The sequence below is a fragment of the Zooshikella harenae genome (assembly GCF_018837975.1).
GTDB classification, from domain to species: Bacteria; Pseudomonadota; Gammaproteobacteria; order Pseudomonadales; family Zooshikellaceae; genus Zooshikella; species Zooshikella harenae.
This window is the reverse complement of record NZ_JAGSOY010000003.1, coordinates 189,675-207,703: the sequence shown is the minus strand read 5'-3', so window position 1 is coordinate 207,703 and position 18,029 is coordinate 189,675. Positions and strand designations below refer to the sequence as shown.

The 18,029-nt window shown below is 41.1% G+C and carries 12 protein-coding genes; 1 reads left to right on the top strand and 11 read right to left on the bottom strand.

The genetic code is table 11. From position 1 onward, the window contains the following. Positions 1-205 precede the first annotated feature (205 nt). The 8 genes from KCG35_RS02725 to KCG35_RS02690 all read right to left on the bottom strand — a co-directional run bounded on the left by KCG35_RS02725 (position 206) and on the right by KCG35_RS02690 (position 11,954). Positions 206-1,585 (bottom strand): DUF1329 domain-containing protein, encoded by a 1,380-nt coding sequence (locus KCG35_RS02725; protein ID WP_215818125.1) that lies wholly within the window; start codon positions 1,583-1,585, stop codon positions 206-208. 83 nt (positions 1,586-1,668) lie between these two features. Beyond that, positions 1,669-3,669: a DUF1302 domain-containing protein gene (locus KCG35_RS02720; protein ID WP_215818124.1), complete on the bottom strand. Its 2,001-nt coding sequence runs from the start codon at positions 3,667-3,669 to the stop codon at positions 1,669-1,671. A gap of 1,489 nt (positions 3,670-5,158) precedes the next feature. Beyond that, entirely contained in the window at positions 5,159-7,798 is a 2,640-nt protein-coding gene (gene pepN, locus KCG35_RS02715) for an aminopeptidase N (RefSeq protein WP_215818123.1), read from the bottom strand. Between the two features lie 67 nt (positions 7,799-7,865). After that, positions 7,866-8,726, bottom strand: a complete 861-nt coding sequence (locus KCG35_RS02710) for a DUF2797 domain-containing protein (protein WP_230408953.1) — start codon at positions 8,724-8,726, stop codon at positions 7,866-7,868. 90 nt (positions 8,727-8,816) lie between these two features. Next, positions 8,817-9,080: a YeaC family protein gene (locus tag KCG35_RS02705; RefSeq protein ID WP_215818122.1), complete on the bottom strand. Its 264-nt coding sequence runs from the start codon at positions 9,078-9,080 to the stop codon at positions 8,817-8,819. A gap of 84 nt (positions 9,081-9,164) precedes the next feature. Further along, positions 9,165-10,052, bottom strand: a complete 888-nt coding sequence (locus tag KCG35_RS02700; protein ID WP_215818121.1) for a rhomboid family intramembrane serine protease — start codon at positions 10,050-10,052, stop codon at positions 9,165-9,167. 14 nt (positions 10,053-10,066) lie between these two features. Then, positions 10,067-11,056 (bottom strand): metallophosphoesterase, encoded by a 990-nt coding sequence (locus tag KCG35_RS02695; protein WP_230408952.1) that lies wholly within the window; start codon positions 11,054-11,056, stop codon positions 10,067-10,069. 13 nt (positions 11,057-11,069) lie between these two features. After that, positions 11,070-11,954, bottom strand: a complete 885-nt coding sequence (locus KCG35_RS02690; protein WP_215818120.1) for an NAD(+) kinase — start codon at positions 11,952-11,954, stop codon at positions 11,070-11,072. 243 nt (positions 11,955-12,197) lie between these two features. On the opposite strand from KCG35_RS02690, the gene KCG35_RS02685 reads away from it, so the two are divergent. Further along, positions 12,198-13,190, top strand: coding sequence for a DUF1853 family protein (locus KCG35_RS02685; protein WP_215818119.1), 993 nt, complete (start codon positions 12,198-12,200; stop codon positions 13,188-13,190). A 23-nt stretch (positions 13,191-13,213) separates the two neighbouring features. On the opposite strand, the gene KCG35_RS02680 is transcribed toward KCG35_RS02685, so the two are convergent. From KCG35_RS02680 to KCG35_RS02670, 3 genes are all read right to left on the bottom strand, one after another. Continuing rightward, positions 13,214-14,155: a 1-aminocyclopropane-1-carboxylate deaminase/D-cysteine desulfhydrase gene (locus tag KCG35_RS02680; RefSeq protein ID WP_215818118.1), complete on the bottom strand. Its 942-nt coding sequence runs from the start codon at positions 14,153-14,155 to the stop codon at positions 13,214-13,216. 101 nt (positions 14,156-14,256) lie between these two features. Further along, positions 14,257-15,570: a hypothetical protein gene (locus KCG35_RS02675; protein WP_215818117.1), complete on the bottom strand. Its 1,314-nt coding sequence runs from the start codon at positions 15,568-15,570 to the stop codon at positions 14,257-14,259. A gap of 350 nt (positions 15,571-15,920) precedes the next feature. Next, positions 15,921-17,945, bottom strand: coding sequence for an NADPH-dependent 2,4-dienoyl-CoA reductase (locus tag KCG35_RS02670; protein WP_215818116.1), 2,025 nt, complete (start codon positions 17,943-17,945; stop codon positions 15,921-15,923). Between the last annotated feature and the right edge of the window lie 84 nt (positions 17,946-18,029).

Genomic DNA, 18,029 nt, shown 5'->3' with positions numbered 1-18,029 from the left:
AAAAATCCTTCACTGTGGCTATAGCAAAACATCCCCCACCAACCTCCCCCTTCAAAAAGGGGAGGCTTGAGATTGTGCTATTAAAAATATTTTGGGGTTAGCCTAATTTACTTAAACTAAAGGGCTTATTACGGGTATTGTGAGGGATGAAGTAAAGCCTCCCCCTTGGTGTAAGGGGGAGGTTGGTGGGGGATTAAAGCAGGGTTTAACGATAACTTCTTCTACGAAGGGTACTGGGTTTGAAGTATTTATTGTCAGGAATTGGACGAGAGAAGTCTACGTAATTACGCTCTTCGTTTGCCATACCTTGTACATGGTAACGGCGGGCTTGTAGATCATGGAATACATCCAGCCCAGTCCACGTGGTTGGCAGATCATAATTATTGAGCAAGTACGCCATGCTGACACGCCATAACTCACCACGCCCATCATATTGATCGACTACTGCTGCACCCCAGCTATCTTCATCCAGATAAAGCGTACGTTTGGAATAAATATGGCGTTCGCCTTTTTTCAGTGTGCCTTCAACGACCCACACCCGGTGTAACTCATACCGTGTTTGTGCAGGGTTGATATGCCCTTTCGCTAGCACATTTGAATATTTAAGGTCAGGGCTGATCAGATTATAGTTATTGTAGGGAATATACATTTCTTTTTTCCCTAACAATTTCCACTCATAACGGTTTGGGGCACCGTTGAACATATCTGTATCATCGGCGGTACGTAAACCATCTGCACCAGAGATAGGCGTATCATACGCCAGGTTTGGTGCTCGACGTACGCGACGCTGGCCTGCATTATACTTCCAGGCTTGACGTGGTTGTTTCACCTGGTCCAGGGTTTCATGTACCAACACCGCTTCACCAGCTAAACGGGCTGGACTTGTGGTAAAGGAAAGATAATAAATAATGGTATTATCTAACGTACTTTCACTACCTTTGGGATAATAATAATTAAACCCAGCCTCTTGTTGCGCTGTAATTAAGGTATAATTGCCATTACGTTGAACCGCTACTTCAGATGCACGACGCACGACGTATTCACCACGGTAACGAACAATATGGTTCCATAAAGCTTCTAAACCGGTTTTAGGAATAGGAAACGGCACACTGGCATAGGCACCTTTAAAACCATTACCGCCATTAACTAACGTAGCCGTTGTTGCATTTTTAAGGGTGTTATCATACACATGCTGCGGTAACGAACCAGAACGGCGCGTTTGGTAAACTGGCATTTTAAATGTTTTTGGGTATGCCTCAAATAACGCAATCTGCCCAGCGGTTAATTTACTTTTATAGTTGGCCATATTTTCAGCAGTGATATAAAACTGGGGCTTATCACCTGGCCAAGGATTAGGATAGTGTTGACCACGGCGCTTATACGACGCAGGAATATCTTTTTTGGTTATTCCCCCGGTCCAAGCGGGAATCGTGCCATCCGCATTTCCCGCTTTTTCAGCACCGATAGACGTTAAGGTCGTGCCTAATTTTTTTGCTTCTTGCGGGCTAATGGCAGCCGTAGCCGTTTGAATTGCTAACGTCAGTGCTGCCACGGCAGCACCGATATAAATTATATTCTTTTTCATAGCAGGCTCTCTATTAGTCTTTGTAAGATGCCCCACAAATGAGCACCTTACGTTGGCTAATGCTAATTTTATATGTTTATTATTTAGAATGAGTACTTAACTGTAAATGCTATATTATCACGGTCATTCAGTTTATTACGCCGCTCTGCACCAAAAAAGTTGGTATAACTGATACCTGCTTCTAAAGAATTCATATATGTTGCATTTAATGCTAAGGTCACTGCTTTACGGTCTTCCATAAAGTTACCTGTAACACGTGAGTTACCTTGCACATCTTGTTTAAAGCGTAAAATCGGGTTTAAGTTGACACCTGCAAATACATCATTCCACTGACCTGAAAATACGGTAGTATAGCCCCAGCTAAAGCGGTCTAGACGCTCGTGTTCAGGGGTATAATCTTCAGAGAAGTTGCGAGAATCATAAGGGCTAGAGCCTTTAGCCGCAAACATATCGTAATTACCACCGATACCAGAAATTAACTCAAAGGATGGCTCTAACACTGCTATAAAATTATCAAAACCAAAGCGAGGGCCAAAGTTATGAATAAATACTAAAGAGCCTGTATATAACTCAACACGTTCATAGTTTTTATAATCTTGGCCTACACAGCCAAAATTGTTTGGACGACCTTGAGAGAGCGGAATTGATGTACAAATACCAGCTTCTGAACCTGCAGCATTTCTAACATCTCTTATTATCCCATCTGCATTAGAGTCTGAGAGGTTTTCTGAAATACCAGAGACTAGATCATCAGGGTGATCAATCCACATGGGCATATTTGGTCGATATGTTAACTCCCCAGCAATGGAGGTATTACCAACTGTAGTATTAAAGCTCAACCCAAACATTCTTATATCTTCAGGGTATACTCTATCTGCATAAACTCCATTTGATAATACATGTAACTTTGCAAATCCATTGGTAATTGCATTATCGTCACCGAACTCTGTTGTCGCAGCTGTAACACTTCCAGGCCTTATACCAGCTGCAGTAAAAGGTACTTGAGCGTGATAGTTGACAAAATAGAACCCAAACTCTGTTTCATTTAACTCTTCGGCAAAATACTTAAAATTAACTCCAAATTGTCCACTGTCTTTAGCATTTTGTTTGCCCCTCAAATCTGCAACAACTAGATAGTCACCGTGAATATTTATCCCACGATTTTTAAGTAAAGATATCCATCCAGCACGTATTGCAGGATCATCTATTCTCTTTTTATCTGTGCCTACAACTTCATTATATCCAAACTCTGCCCCATCAGCGAAAATATCATTATTACTAAAATAGGAACCTACAGGAGGAACAATACTCTCATCCCACTCCATCATATAATAAGTTTCCATGGAGAGGTTTTCAGTTAATCCTAAGTTAAATGACAATGCCATTTGAGGAATTAGCACGTCTTTAAGCTCAGAACCTGGTAGCGCAAATTGTCCGGCATCAATTGGGTTAATAGTATTGATACCATCACGGTAAAAAATGCCTTCTCCCCAGTTCAGTACTTGCTTACCAAACCTAACATCTAAAGGCATATCACCAACATGAAAGCTACCAAATACAAAGGCATCCATAATTGAAGCATCTTTACCAATTAGTTCCTCAACATCGCTATCAAATGCATCTGCAGCTCTATTTGTACCAGCTTGATTATAGTATGCAGAGTTTTTATTGATGAAACTGTCATTCGTATCAGACCAGTCTGTGTCTTTATCCATGATTTCGGTGTCATAAAACGCACGACCACGCACGAATGCACCATAGTTTTTATAATTCAGCTTAAGTTCTGAATTAATTTTATAAACACTCGATACCATTCCCGTATCAAAATTACGGTTACCATCGTTGGTATTTACATCATCATGAGTTGGCTCAGTGTCGTTACCATAGAGGTGAGTATCTCTACCTTCAACACGCCACATCGCGCCATAGGATAAGGTAGTATCTAATGAACCGGTCACCTCTCCTTCCATTAAGTCAAATTCAAACGCCTGGACAGGCATAACGGCAAGTAAACTGGCTAAGGCAAATCCTGCTTTTGCGGGTGCAAATAACAGGCGTAAGGGCAGGCTATTTGTGTTGTTCATGGATCGCTCCGTAGCATGGTCTTATAGGAAGGGTGGAACTTATTAACTCTTACTAACCAGTAAAAACTTAATAAATTAACCACGTAGGAGCAGTTTGGTCGTGATATATACTCTTCGTTATGGGTATACTTACCTTAAAAAAGTACGCAGCCACATTTATACAACAATAGTTGTATATATCACTATGAATACCGAGTTAAAAATAGCCTTTTCTTTGGACACAATAATCCATCGGCTAATACACTCGTATATCCGACTTAAGTGTTAAGAGTAATACAATAGATAAGGTATAAATCTTTACTTGAGTATTATTTTTTTCACACCCAATCTTATATATACCCTTCATTTTGGGTATATATAATTGCATCCTTACCTTATTGTTATTGTCCCCTAGTTATCCAAATTGAACTACTATACCCATCATAATGGGTACACCAAGCAAAGTTTTTAATACTTATTACTTTAAATAGCTCTTTTTGGTTATTACGCTCAGCTCCAACTTCCTAATTATTTTTGTTATCTCAGTACATTCATACTTACACTTTTCAATGTTTACTGTGAACACATTGAATTAGCATTTTATGATTTTCTATTTACCACCTTAAAGCACTCAAGGTGAGCTATATACTATCTTCTTATTTTTTTTATTCAATGTTAATAGCTTCGCAATGAAATATGTAAAAAATTACAAAACTTTGCCTATTACTTTTTGTGAATAAGGTTTATGCATTGTTACCTTTATTCTTAACCACCAAGGATGGTGGAAATACAGTTAATACAGGAGCAATTAACTGCCACCGCACTTATTTCAATAAGCCCCCAAGAGTTCATCACTTGGTACCTCGCCCAAAACGCCTTCACCTTGAGCAACAGTCCAGTTTATTTATCGTTGTTTTGTAAATTTGTTACATTATGAAACTTTTAAGCTATTCCGTCTAGAAAAAACGAACGTTTAAACAGTACAAACTGTAAAAGCATCAAGCAAACTAAAAGTTTAAGGTTCTTTTCAACCCTCTAAAGGAGGAGGCATGTACTACACCCACTTGAATTAGCTATCGACTTATTAGTTTTTTCTGAAATAGATCACTTTCTAAATAAAATGAGTTATTGACCATCTAATTTTCTACAAAGGCAACTCATAATCCATATGCGAACAGAAGTAACATAAATAAGCATGAGAGGTATCACTTTTTAATAAAAAGTAACAGTGGCAGAGTTTAAAAAAAGAAAAAGCAAGCAAAAAACAGATAGGAATACTGCCTTACATACAAACAAATATTGATTGTTAGACAATTATTTTATCTACACGAGCCAAAATTAAAATCTTTGATTTTTGTCCTATATCTAAAACCCCACCCTAACGCTCCCCTTACCAAGGGGAGGGAATAAAAGACCGAAGCTACTTTGAAACTGGGCACCTCTTAACATATTGAAATTCAAGAGATTCTCTCGTTCAGTTCCTCCCCCTTGTTGAAGGGGGAGGTTATGGTTATTTCAAACTTTTAGAGACTATCTCATAAACATCTTTGGAGAGGTCTTTTTCTTTCATGATGCGCTGCAGTTGCTCCTTCATTAATGCACCACGCATTTCATCATATCGCCGCCAGCGAGTGATGGGGGTTAATAAGCGTGATGCCATTTGTGGATTTAAGCGATTTAACACCAACACCTGATCAGCAAGGAAAGCATAACCTGCCCCATCATCACGGTGGAAATGCACTTTATTTCGGTTGGCAAATACACCAATTAACGCCCTTACTTTATTAGGGTTTTTCATATCAAATGCATTATGCTGCATTAATTGTTGGATTTTTTCGAGATCCGTATATTCACCACCGGCCTGTACTGATAGCCATTGCTCTATCATTTGCGCATCACGTTGCCACTGCTGATAAAAACTGGCTAGCGCTTGTTCCGCATAGTCGCGCGCTTTAACAGACACAGCATTTTCTAAAATACTTAACGCAGAAAAGCGATCTGTCATATTATTTGCCTGCTGGTATTGCTGCCAAGACAACTCGATACCTTGCTCATCAGCCAATGTCAGGTAGCTCAAGCAAATATTTTTCAGGCTACGCTCAGCGATGTCTTCCGCCGTGGGTTGATAGGCTTTTTGAGTGTTGTTGGCATCAAAACAGGTTTTAAACTGCTTGTGTAATTTCACTGCCAACGTGCGACGTACAAAATCACGGGCCACGTGAATGCTGAGTGGATAAATAACATCACACTCTTCAGCAACGTAGTCTTCACTCGGTAAAGCAAGCATTTTAGTTAACATCGCTTTATCCAAAGACGAACCCGTCAGTAATGATTTATACGCAGTTACTAAACGCTCATCTAAGGCCAGCGTCATCCCTGCCCGCTGCTGTTCAACAAGCTCTTTAATAATATCAACCGCTAGCTTTTGTCCCGCATCCCAACGGTTAAAACCATCATTATCGTGACTCATTAAAAACATTAACTGATCACGGGTATAGGGATATTCAACTTTGACAGGGGCAGAAAAGTCTCTCGCGAGTGAAGGTAATGGTTGCTCGCTAATATTGTTAAAGGTAAATGTTTGCTCCGCCTCTTTAACATCTAAAACAAGTGTCGTATTACCTTGCTCATCAAGCGGCATATCATTGCCTAGTGCATCAATGAGCCCAACGGCAAACGGGATATGAAACGGCACTTTTTCTGCTTGCCCAGGAGTTGGTGGACAGTTTTGTTTTACGGTTAAGGTATACCGCTTATTGGCAGCATCATAATTATCCGACACGTGTACTACCGGTGTTCCTGACTGAGTATACCAGCGGCGAAACAGTGCTAAATCAACATCATTGGCTTCTTCCATGGCTTTGACAAAATCTTCTGTGGTCACTGCCTGCCCATCGTGCCGCGAAAAATATAAGTCACTACCCTTTCTAAAACCTTCCTTACCGACAATGTTATGAATCATGCGCACCACTTCAGCGCCTTTTTCATAGACCGTCAATGTATAAAAGTTAGAAATTTCAATATACGACGCAGGCCGTACAGGGTGAGAAGTGGGGCCGGCATCTTCAGGGAACTGCATGGTACGTAAAAAGTTTGCATCTTCAATACGCTTCACTGGACGTGAATTCATATCCGCGGAAAACTCAGCATCCCGAAAAACTGTAAAGCCTTCTTTTAAACTTAACTGGAACCAATCTCGACAGGTTACTCGGTTGCCACTCCAGTTATGAAAATATTCATGGGCAACAATGGCTTCAATACGTTGATAGGTTCCATCTGTTGCCGTTTCAGGTTTGGCTAACACACAAGATGAGTTAAATATATTTAAACCTTTATTTTCCATCGCCCCCATATTGAAATGATCTACAGCGACGATCATAAAAATATCCAGGTCATATTCACGACCATAGACTTCTTCATCCCACTTCATCGCCCGCTTCAGCGATAGTAGTGCATGCTCGCATTTGTCAACATTTGTGGCTTCTGTAAATAACTTAAGCGCCACTTTACGACCAGAATGGGTGATAAACTCATCATCTACACAGGCTAAATCCCCTGCTACCAAAGCAAATAAGTAACAAGGTTTTTTAAAAGGGTCTTCCCATTTAACTTTACGTAGACCATCATCTAAATTTTCATCTGCAATTAAGTTACCGTTAGATAGCATCACCGGGTATTTTTTGGGATCAGCAATAATCGTGGTAGAAAACTTAGCCATGACATCAGGGCGGTCTAAATAATAAGTGATCTTACGAAACCCTTCTGCCTCACACTGAGTACAAAACATATCGTTCGAACGATATAACCCTTCAAGTGATGTGTTTTCTTGCGGTTTTATACGGGTATTAATGGTGGCCGTAAACTGTTCCGCATTGACGGGTAAACTTAAGTTTTCTGTCGTCAATGAGTACAGGCTACTGTCGAGTGGCTGGTTATCGATGCTCACCGACAGAAGTTGCATATCAGTACCATCTAATACCAAGTTAGGTAAATGTTCGTGTTGTTTATTTTTATTTAACCGTACCTGCAATACGGCAGTAACATCAGTGTAATCCTCACCTAAACGAAAGGTTAAGTCCGTTTGGTCAATCCAATAATCTGGCTCTTGGTAATCTTTTAAATAAATTGTGCGAGGCTGAGCGTCTTTCATGTTGTTCTCTCTTAAAATCTTATCGTTATGGCTTCCTACAGTTTATACCTATAGTGAAGGGTATTTATTATGCACTACTGAACTGTATGTTATACGCCGTAAACTTACGGATATTTAACACCCCAATATCCATAATCAGATACTGGCCTTTTATACCCAGCAGCGTACCCGTTATTTCTGCTTGCTTATCAAAGTTAAGCGCGGTTACTTTTTCAGGGTGCTGGAGAACGGGATAGGTGATGACTAGTGGTTTGGCATCAGTTACAGGTTGTAATGCCTGTACACCAAACTGTTGCTGAAGGGATGTTATAGTCTCAGCACATTGGGCAAACAACTCTTCCTGCTTGCTGACTAAATCGACTTCATCTGATGTTCCTTTTAACATCGTTCGCCAGTTTGTTTTATCTGCCACAAAAGACTTCATTGCCGCTTCAATAAGTCCCGACTGTTGTCGTGTAGCGACACGCATAATAGGTAATGCCTGAGTGGCTCCCTGGTCTATCCAGCGTGTGGGTACTTGTGACAAACGGGTAATACCTACTTTTACCCCTGAGGAATTTGCCAGATAAACAATATGGCCTGTCATACAAAACTGTTCACCCCAGGCAGCATCTCGACACGTTCCCTGCTCATAATGACATTTTTCAGGAGACATAATACAACTGTCACACTGGGGTAATTTTTTAAAGCAAGGGAAGCAGTAGCCTTGATTAAAGCTTTTATTTGTTTTTCGACCGCATGCAATACAGTTAATCGCACCTAAAAACTTCAACGTTATTTGTTTACCCAACAACTCATTTAATGAAACCAATTGTTCACCAACCAGTAACTGATACACCACTGGATCAGCGAGTTGTGATTTCATTTTTTGTAGCTGGCCAACGATTGGTGACTGGGAGGTTAATGACTGAGATAAAACATCACTCAAAACAGGCTATTCCTTTTTTTATACAGGTCTTATACCTTTATTCAGGTTTTTATAACCATCTCAGGTATGATAATCACGGGAAAAAATACGTTATATAATGTTGACTGGTTGAGGATTATCATCCTCTTGTTCGGTATCTAGCTGAGTCTGGCTGGCACATTGTTGACTGATAAAGCCTGTGTGCTGATCAGCAGGCAGATGCTTGTGCTCATAGGCAATGACCGCTTGCAGACATAGCTCAACTTGCGATGGGGTAAGCACCCGTCCATCCGGCCACTTTCTAATTTCTACTGCGCTTTTTAGCCGCTGGTAGGTTTCTGAGTCAATTTGGTCAATGAGTTGCGAAAAGTCCATACATTCTCTCAGCTATCACAGGCTATCAGATTGTTTACTGTCTATTGTAAATATACTGTCTTAATATTGTCACTTCAGGCAGCTTTAACATCGAAGTGCATTATCAGGATTATACCGGCCACGAAATACAGCAAACAAGCAACCTGCTAATAGCCCTACAGTATGAGCGGTATTCGCCACATTACCAAAGCCTACAACGGCTAAGATGTCAGAGTAGCCAATCACTAACCAAACGATCATAAACATATAGATACTTTGTGGGATAAAAAAGTTAACGTTAGCCAGTTTTTCCCTCACCCAACAGTAACCCAGCAAACCGTAAACAACACCCGAAAAACCACCAAAGATAGGATGGTCTATCGACATTAAATACTGCCCAAAATTAGAAAGAAAACCTACAAATAGCACTAAGCCAAACATAAGCTTACTACTGTCTTTGGTCTCGATACGCCGGCCTAATACATAAAGCCAAAGCATATTAAAGATAATATGGAGCCAGCCAAAATGTAGAAAGATAGGCGACAATAAGCGCCAATATTGGTGACTGGTAAAAACATCTCCCAGTGATGCGGCCAGTACATGATTGCCTATTAAAGTGAAATCAACAAAGGTTAGCCACGACACCACTTGATAGTTACTGCCAAGTCCGGTTACTGCCGCTACAAATAAGTTAATGACTAAAAAGAAGGCTGTCATCGGGAAATAGCTAATTTGACTGATTGAATGCTGATGGTTTTGAGTACGCAATGCCTGCGGATTATCAATCACTGCCTGATAACGAGATAAATCTAACTCACCACACTGAACTTGCTGGAACCAGTCAGTGACCTGTTGCTGCTGATCTTCTGCCACCAGCCACAATACTTGTTGCCCCGACTCTTCAGTAATTTTGTGCTTCACCCCATGATGATACAAATACAATGAGAATGAACGTAAGTCCTCTTCAGCAGGGACCTCAAGCAATCGCAACATAGCTATTCTTCCTGTTAGCGAGGCACAAAAGGGCTTCGCGGTTCCACTTCAACCCACACAAACTTCTTCTTATCCAGTACGGTTTCATTATCCATACGATAAGCCACTAACTTGCCGTATTTGACTGCACTGTAATCCAGACATGCGATGTTTGGTCGAATGGGGTGTGGTACACCCATTTGCCAGTAATGACCAACAAATAAAGGCTTTTCGTTTAACTCGTAAACAAACAAACGGTTTTTGTCTTCAGCAGTGAGTGTTTCTTCAGCTACTGCGGGTGGTAATGGGTCTGGCTGAAATACAACATCCTGATATGTTTCTGGATCAGGATGCCAAAAGTGTGCACGAAAGCGACTACGAATATAGCCATCTTTACTTTCAATTTTTACGCCTTTAGGCAGAGGAATATCAATGCCACGAATAAGACGACTAATACAGTACTTCTCAAAGCTTCGTGAATTAACAGTTTGATGTAAAAAGTCATCGTCAATGGTTGCTCGCTGATAGCGTGCCCAAAAAGCTTCAACCAGTCGTTGATCCCAGCAGGCATGTACCACCCGAAATCGCGCAAACTCTAAAAACAAGGGTAGCTCTTTAAACCACTGTAAAAACATCTGCCACTCTTTAGGGTGACAGGCAAATTGCTCTAAAGTTTCTGCAATTAACCGGTGGTGTCGAGGGTTATGTTCACGTAAGAACGATCGGCCAGTACCTTCAAGTGCTGGGGTACAGTAAGCTAAGGCATTAAATTCATGATTCCCCATGACGATATGAGCCTGATCATGGTCAACCATGTCTTTAACAATATGTAAGGCATCACGAATACGGGGACCACGATCAACAATATCCCCCATAAAAATCACTTTGCGTCGAGGATGTCGAAAGCAACCACGATACTGACGATAGCCCAATTTTTTTAACAACAACACTAACGCGCGGGCACAGCCGTGAATATCACCAATTAAGTCATACCCATCAGCAGTATCTGCCATAATCCAACTCATATTAACCTCAACCTCACCCCTCTCCTAAGCGATTACCCCACCCTAATTTACGTCGACACACTTCATAATAATTGTGGTTCAAGGGATGGATGAGTTTTAGACGCTGCGGTTTTTTAGCCACAGTAATGGTATCAGAGGGTGATGCTGGAATATGCACTTGGCCATCACAAATAACTTGTGGATAGGTCGTATTATGCCCGCTAATCGCAATTTTGATTTCGGTATTGCCATCAACCACTAGTGGACGGCTAGTTAAGGTATGGGGAAACATAGGTACCACTACAATCGCATCAAGTTTGGGGTGCATGATTGGTCCACCACCGGATAAGGAATAGCCCGTTGAACCTGTAGGGGTCGAAATAATCAGGCCATCAGCTCGCTGGCTATAGACAAACTGCCCCTCAATGTAGACCTCAAACTCGATCATGCGAGCGACTTTACCTGGATGTAGTACTACATCATTCAACGCATCTGATTGACCTATCGGTTGACCTTGGCGCTTAACAACAGCTTGCAACAAGAAGCGGCTCTCCATGATATATTTACCAGCCAAGACTTCGCCAACTCGCTGCTCGATCTCATCAGGATGAATATCTGTCAAAAAGCCCAACCGCCCCCGGTTAATGCCAAGTACAGGAACACGATAGCGTGCTAGCGCTCTTGCCGCTGCCAGCATACTACCATCCCCACCAATGACCACTACAAGGTCACATATCTCGCCCATCATATTGTGGCTACACACTTGAAGCCCATGCCCAGGTAAAACATCAGCAAGAGGCTTGTCCAAGATGACATGAACCCCCTCAGAGAGCAGAAATTTTTTCAATCGTTTCAGTGTCTCAACGACCTCTGCACTGCCTAGGCGACCAATAACACCGACATGCTTAAATTGCTCCATAACACTCCGTGATAACAGGCTGCTTGTTTTGACTGATTGTCACTGGCTTAACGCACAATGTCTACAGTCTAGGAATACTTGCTCCCAAAACCTGAAATATTACGCTTTGTTTCGTGTACTTACTTTGCTAAGTATTCTTAATCTATAGGCAAAATAAACAGTATATGCATAATATACCCTGCACACATAAAACCTCAGCCATTGGTACAACTGCCTTACTTGCCTAAAAAATATTGATTGCTAATGACCTATCGAACCACGCAATTATGCCAAGATTTACAGTGGATTAATCATTCTCCAGTTATTCTACTCTCATCTAAGCGCACTAATAAAACAGCCCCCTATCTTGTAGAAACCCCCTTTAGGAACCAAGTAGTTACTTGGCAACAAGAGCAACTAGAAATACTTCAGCTTGAGTTACAAAAAAAACAAAACTACCGTCTAGGGCACTATTATGAATCGCTATTTCGCACTCTATTAAAAAACCAGCCCGAAGTTACTATTCTTAAGCATAATATTCCCATTCACTCTGCAACCCGAACATTAGGTGAGTTTGATTTACTCTACTTTGACCAAACAGTAAATCACTGGATACATTGTGAACTTGCTGTTAAATTTTATTTAGGAGTACCCAATCAATCAAAACAAAAAGTAAGCTCATGGGATCAATGGGTGGGACCTAACTGTCAAGATAGACTTGATATTAAAGTCAATAAAATGCTGGATAAGCAGTTAAGGCTTGGTGACAATCCAGAATCAAAGTTATTTTTAAACAAAATAACTGATGAGTCAGAACATCCATTACAAGGAAAACAACCTATTAAAGATGGCGTGTTACAAGGTTATTTATTTTACCCTTTTAGACAATTTTGCCCCCCACCAATACAAGCTAACCCTCAACATCTTACAGGGGACTGGGTAACGGTAAGCCAATTAACGGACTATTTAGCTAGCCTCACTAAGTCGTACAAAATAAAAGGACAACTGGTGTATATTCCTCTTGCCAAACTAGAGTGGCTATCCCCTGTTCATCGCCCAGTTACGAGCGAAGTAAAAGGTTTTATAAATGACACCGCTTTACATAAATCAATGCAACAACGGTTTGCGTTGGCTCAACCACCACAGTTAATAGCAGTCTGTTATCAAGATAGTAATTTTTTTAATGAGGTAAGACGTTTTTTTGTTGTTGGTGACCACTGGCCAGATAAGGCTTTGGCTGCCTCGCAGGCAAAGTAATCGCACTAAAATCCTTAAATACATCAGCTATAGTATTGTGGAAACCCTCTGCGCCCTTGCAATCCACCACTGTGTATAATCAGTACTCGACTTCCTGAAAGTATTTCACCATGCCTTATACCTTCAATTACACGCCAAACAAGTTTACCTGTATAAATAGGGTCCAATGGTAAAGAAAAGTCTTTTTCAATAGATAAAATAAACTGATGTAGCTGATCACTTGTTTTACCATAGCCTCCCCAGTGACCATCTAACCATAGTTGCCACTGTTTTTTTTCACGAAGCCCTGAATCCCATAAAAAGCCTTCAACTGTTTTCTGAAGAAATCCTCCACCTTTAAGTACAGGCACACCAATAACCTGTTGCTGAAGTTCAGCCCCTTTAATTAACCCAGCTAGAGTGCCTCCACTACCACATGCCACAAAAATATAATCAAATTGTTTTACATGCTCATATTCTGTAATTTCCTGTGTACCCTTTATTGCCAATAAATTACTTCCCCCCTCTGGTACCCAGTAAACAGTATTTGCGTTACTAAGAAACTGATGAGCCAATGCGCTTTGCTTTTCAACCAGATGTTTTTCACGGTAAGTCACCCGGTCCAAATAAATAAGCCGCATCCCCATCTTTGTAGCATCTTTAAGTGTGGGCGATAACACCTTAGGTTGCTGTCCACGAATAAAACCCACTGTTTCAAAGCCCAGATATGAACCTGCTGTTGCCAAGGCATGAATGTGGTTCGAATAAGCGCCACCAAAGCTGGCAACACAGTCAGCACCACTCGAAATTGCAGATTTAAGGTTATATTTCAACTTATACCATTTATTCCCAGAAATCTTTGGGTGTACTAAGTCCAAGCGCAGCACATTAAGCTGAATATTTTTTTCAAGTGCTAAAGGATGAGGAAAGGATTGAATATGAGGCGTTTTAAAGGAAAACTGAGTGTCAAAAATGTCAGTGCACATAACCGGAAATATTTACAGGGTCTAAAAATCCCATTATATGCACTGCAACTCGTATTACCATAAGTACACCCAAGATGCTGACTTAATTATGTACTTCTAAATTAAGCCAGCTGTAAATCCGTTACATTATTGGGAGCAGAATCCTTATCATTTTTATGGGTTTCACAGCGGTTTGAGTCTCCATCAATAAATTGTCCTGGCATATCAATACGCTTGACTGATTTACCACAGCTCTTACCATCTTCACCAACCGCTTCACATCGTGAAGACTCATAATGACGACGCCACTTTAAATAGTGCTCTTTGCTTACAAAACACTTTGTAGCCACATAAGCAATATTGTCTTCTAAGTAGCGTTCCACTTCGTTAAGTGGAATGGTGACATGCCCTACGCCTGGATGATAGGCAACAAATATCACCCCTTTTGCAGCTAACTGATCAAGTAACTGGTGTGGACTACCACTTTGTAAACGCGCGATCTCTTTATGTAAATCTTTTATTTCTATTTGCTGTTGCTTATCAAGCTCTTCTAAGTACTCTTGCTCTACTTCTTTAGCGCGAAGCTGCTCTTTTAACTCTTGGGTTGCAGAACGTACTTTAGTCCTGATCTGAAACTCTAATTGCTGCTGCATCGTCGCCAGCTCTGCACGACTTTGCTGCTCAATTTCTTTTAGCAGCTGAGTCATTTCATTGCGGCTTTCTTGAAACTGCTGCTTTTGGTTTTCGAGCTTCATAACCAATGCTCGATTTTTATTCGCCAGCTGTTCATTAGCCTGCTTTGCTAACACTAACTCTTGCTTATAACGTGCAAGTTCATGGCTAAACTGCTGCTTAAGACGAGCAATCTCTTCTTTGCTTTGTGATGCTAATTTAACCAGTTTTTCTTCATGTAGCTTAACAGCCTTGATAGCACGGGCAGCTGCTAACTGAGTTGGCTCTGGCTCATTGTTTTGAACTAACTTAACGACAGGAGTGCTATTCGTATCTGTAAAAAGACGCAACCGATTGCGTTTAGCTGCAGCCTTGATCAGCACTAACTCATTGACTGACGCATTTTGACGGTAATCCCACAAGCTTGAATGATGCCAGTTCACGGGACAATTAGTTCGAGTTGCCAGTCGAATAGGGCCTGCACCTAAGTTAGGGCCTTTATCAGCTACAGAAGACATATGCTTTAATGGCACATTCCAACTACGATCAGCCATACCCTCTCGATCAAAGTCCAGGAGGAATAAAACAATGGCTGTTACATGCAAATTTGCATCAATCTGCACATAGGCACCTTTAACTGTTTGAGTTTTAAATTCTTCTACATGAACAACACCATCAAGAACTGCCTCAAACTCAGACATAAGCATTTGTTTGCAAATGCCTTTTGTATTGAAAAACATGACTGCTTCGGCGAACTTTTTCAAGGCGAACTCCTTTTACCTTGTACAAAAAATAGGTAATACCAGCTTTTTATCATAATGTCTCACTACACCAATGAAATAGCTAGGTTTAAAAAAACAACAAGCCATTCATTTTTATAGATTAGTTCTCGGTCACTCCGAGAACTAATCGAAATAATAACATGCAAAATTATTTCTATTTTTCAAATAGTTAGCTTTGCACGTTCGCCTCATTGTAGTGAAACTGCTGCACAAAAAATGTGACTTCCATTGCAATAGTTCGTTTAAAAAACAACCAGTTATCGACAGCTAAATGGTAAATAATTCAAACAAGTGTCTTAACACTCTGTTTTAATTAACCTTTATTTGCAGTTCTATAATGTAGCAGCTAACTCTGTCCCCTGAGCAATCGCACGCTTAGCATCCAGCTCTGCAGCTTTATCTGCCCCACCTATTAGGTGCACACTAATGCCAGCAGATGTTAAAGGTTGATAAAGAGTCTGATCAGAGTCTTGGCCAGCACAAATAATAATCGAATCAGCGGGAATAAAAGATGGATTCCCCCCCACTGTTACATGAATACCGTTAGCGTCAATTCGTTCATACTGCACATCATTCAGCATATTAACTCCACGCTGCTTGAGCTGGGCTCGGTGAATCCACCCTGTTGTTTTACCTAGGTTTTTACCCACTTTGGATTTTTTCCGCTGCAACAAAAAGACCTTACGTTCTGGACGAAGATGATCTGAGGCTAAAATACCTCCTCGCTCACTGACAGAAAGATCAATTCCCCATTCTTGGCAAAATGCCTGAGGTTCAGTATCACCTTGAGTTTTATGAGTTATGTATTCCGCCACATCAAAACCTATGCCTCCTGCACCAATAATTACCACGTTATTACCAATAGGTTTCTGGTTTTTTATCACATCCAGATAACTCATGACCAAGGATTGATCAACACCTGGAATTTCAGGGGTTCGAGGAGAAACGCCTGTAGCTAAAACAACTTCATCAAACTGCTGTTCAATTAAGTCGTCGGCCTTAATAAACATTCCCGTTTTCACGCTAACACCTGCTAACTTTATGCGCTGAGCAAAGTACCTTAATGTTTCATGAAACTCCTCTTTGCCTGGTATTTGCTTTGCCAAATTGAACTGCCCACCAATTTGATCACTTTGTTCATAAAGCGTTACCTCATGACCTCGCTCTGCTGCGGTACATGCAAAGGCCAAACCTGCAGGGCCAGCACCAACTACCGCTATTTTCTTTGCGGCACCATTAACGGGACGAATGACAAGCTCTGTTTCATGGCAAGCCCGTGGATTAACTAAACAGCTAGTCAGCTTCATTTGAAAGGTGTGATCAAGACAAGCTTGGTTGCAAGCAATACACGTATTAATAAGATTTGAATGTCCTTCAGCCGCTTTATTGACAAAGTCTGCATCTGCTAGAAAGGGACGTGCCATAGAAACCATATCGGCCTGGTTACTCGCCAAAATATGCTCTGCAATCTCAGGAGTATTGATTCGGTTAGTTGCGATCACAGGAATAGTCACAGAGGGACGTAATCTTGCTGTAACTTCGGCAAATGCTCCCCGAGGAACCATTGTCGCTATAGTCGGTACTCTTGCTTCATGCCAACCAATGCCTGTATTAATTAGTGTTGCACCTGCTTGTTCAATAGCTTGAGCAAGCATAACGACCTCATCCCACTGACTTCCTCCTGGTACTAAATCCAACATGGATAACCTAAAAATGATGATGAAGTCTTCTCCTACTGCTTCGCGAGTGCGCTGAACTATTTCAACAGGAAACCTGATACGTTGACTAAAAGCCCCACCCCACTCATCCTCTCTTTGATTCGTCGCAGCAACGATGAACTGATTAATCAGGTAACCTTCTGACCCCATGATTTCTACACCATCGTATCCCGCTTCTTTTGCTAACTGAGCACACTGAACAAAATCAGCAATTTGCTGTTCAACCTCATCTGAAGTTAAGGCATGAGGTTTGAAAGGATTAATCGGCGCTTGTATAGCAGAGGGAGCGACATTAGCTGGGTTGTATGCATAACGTCCCGCATGAAGAATCTGCATACATATTTTTCCGCCCACCTCATGGACTGCCTGGGTTATCAGTCTATGCTGACTCACCTCTTTAGCACTGGTTAATTTGGCGGCTCCCTTTAACACAGCACCAACCTCATTTGGACTGATGCCTCCTGTCACAATTAATCCTACACCGCCTAACGCCCGCTCCCGATAAAAAGCAGAAAGTCGTTCAAAGCCATTTGGACGCTCTTCTAACCCTGTATGCATAGACCCCATTAACACACGGTTCGCTAGCGTGGTAAACCCTAAATCAAGCGGTTTTAATAAGTGAGGGTAATGTTGATTCATGATCACTCCTAATCAGGCATTCATAATCGTTTTTCTGCGGCATACCATAAATCTGTCTTATAATGCCGACAATGATTAAGAATG

Bases quoted from the DNA above. Each gene is read 5' to 3' on its own strand.
- KCG35_RS02725 (WP_215818125.1), bottom strand. From the start codon at position 1,585: ATGAAAAAGAATATAATTTATATCGGTGCTGCCGTGGCAGCACTGACG.
- KCG35_RS02720 (WP_215818124.1), bottom strand. From the start codon at position 3,669: ATGAACAACACAAATAGCCTGCCCTTACGCCTGTTATTTGCACCCGCA.
- pepN (WP_215818123.1), bottom strand. From the start codon at position 7,798: ATGAAAGACGCTCAGCCTCGCACAATTTATTTAAAAGATTACCAAGAG.
- KCG35_RS02705 (WP_215818122.1), bottom strand. From the start codon at position 9,080: ATGGACTTTTCGCAACTCATTGACCAAATTGACTCAGAAACCTACCAG.
- KCG35_RS02700 (WP_215818121.1), bottom strand. From the start codon at position 10,052: ATGTTGCGATTGCTTGAGGTCCCTGCTGAAGAGGACTTACGTTCATTC.
- KCG35_RS02695 (WP_230408952.1), bottom strand. From the start codon at position 11,056: ATGAGTTGGATTATGGCAGATACTGCTGATGGGTATGACTTAATTGGT.
- KCG35_RS02690 (WP_215818120.1), bottom strand. From the start codon at position 11,954: ATGGAGCAATTTAAGCATGTCGGTGTTATTGGTCGCCTAGGCAGTGCA.
- KCG35_RS02685 (WP_215818119.1), top strand. From the start codon at position 12,198: ATGACCTATCGAACCACGCAATTATGCCAAGATTTACAGTGGATTAAT.
- KCG35_RS02680 (WP_215818118.1), bottom strand. From the start codon at position 14,155: ATGTGCACTGACATTTTTGACACTCAGTTTTCCTTTAAAACGCCTCAT.
- KCG35_RS02670 (WP_215818116.1), bottom strand. From the start codon at position 17,945: ATGAATCAACATTACCCTCACTTATTAAAACCGCTTGATTTAGGGTTT.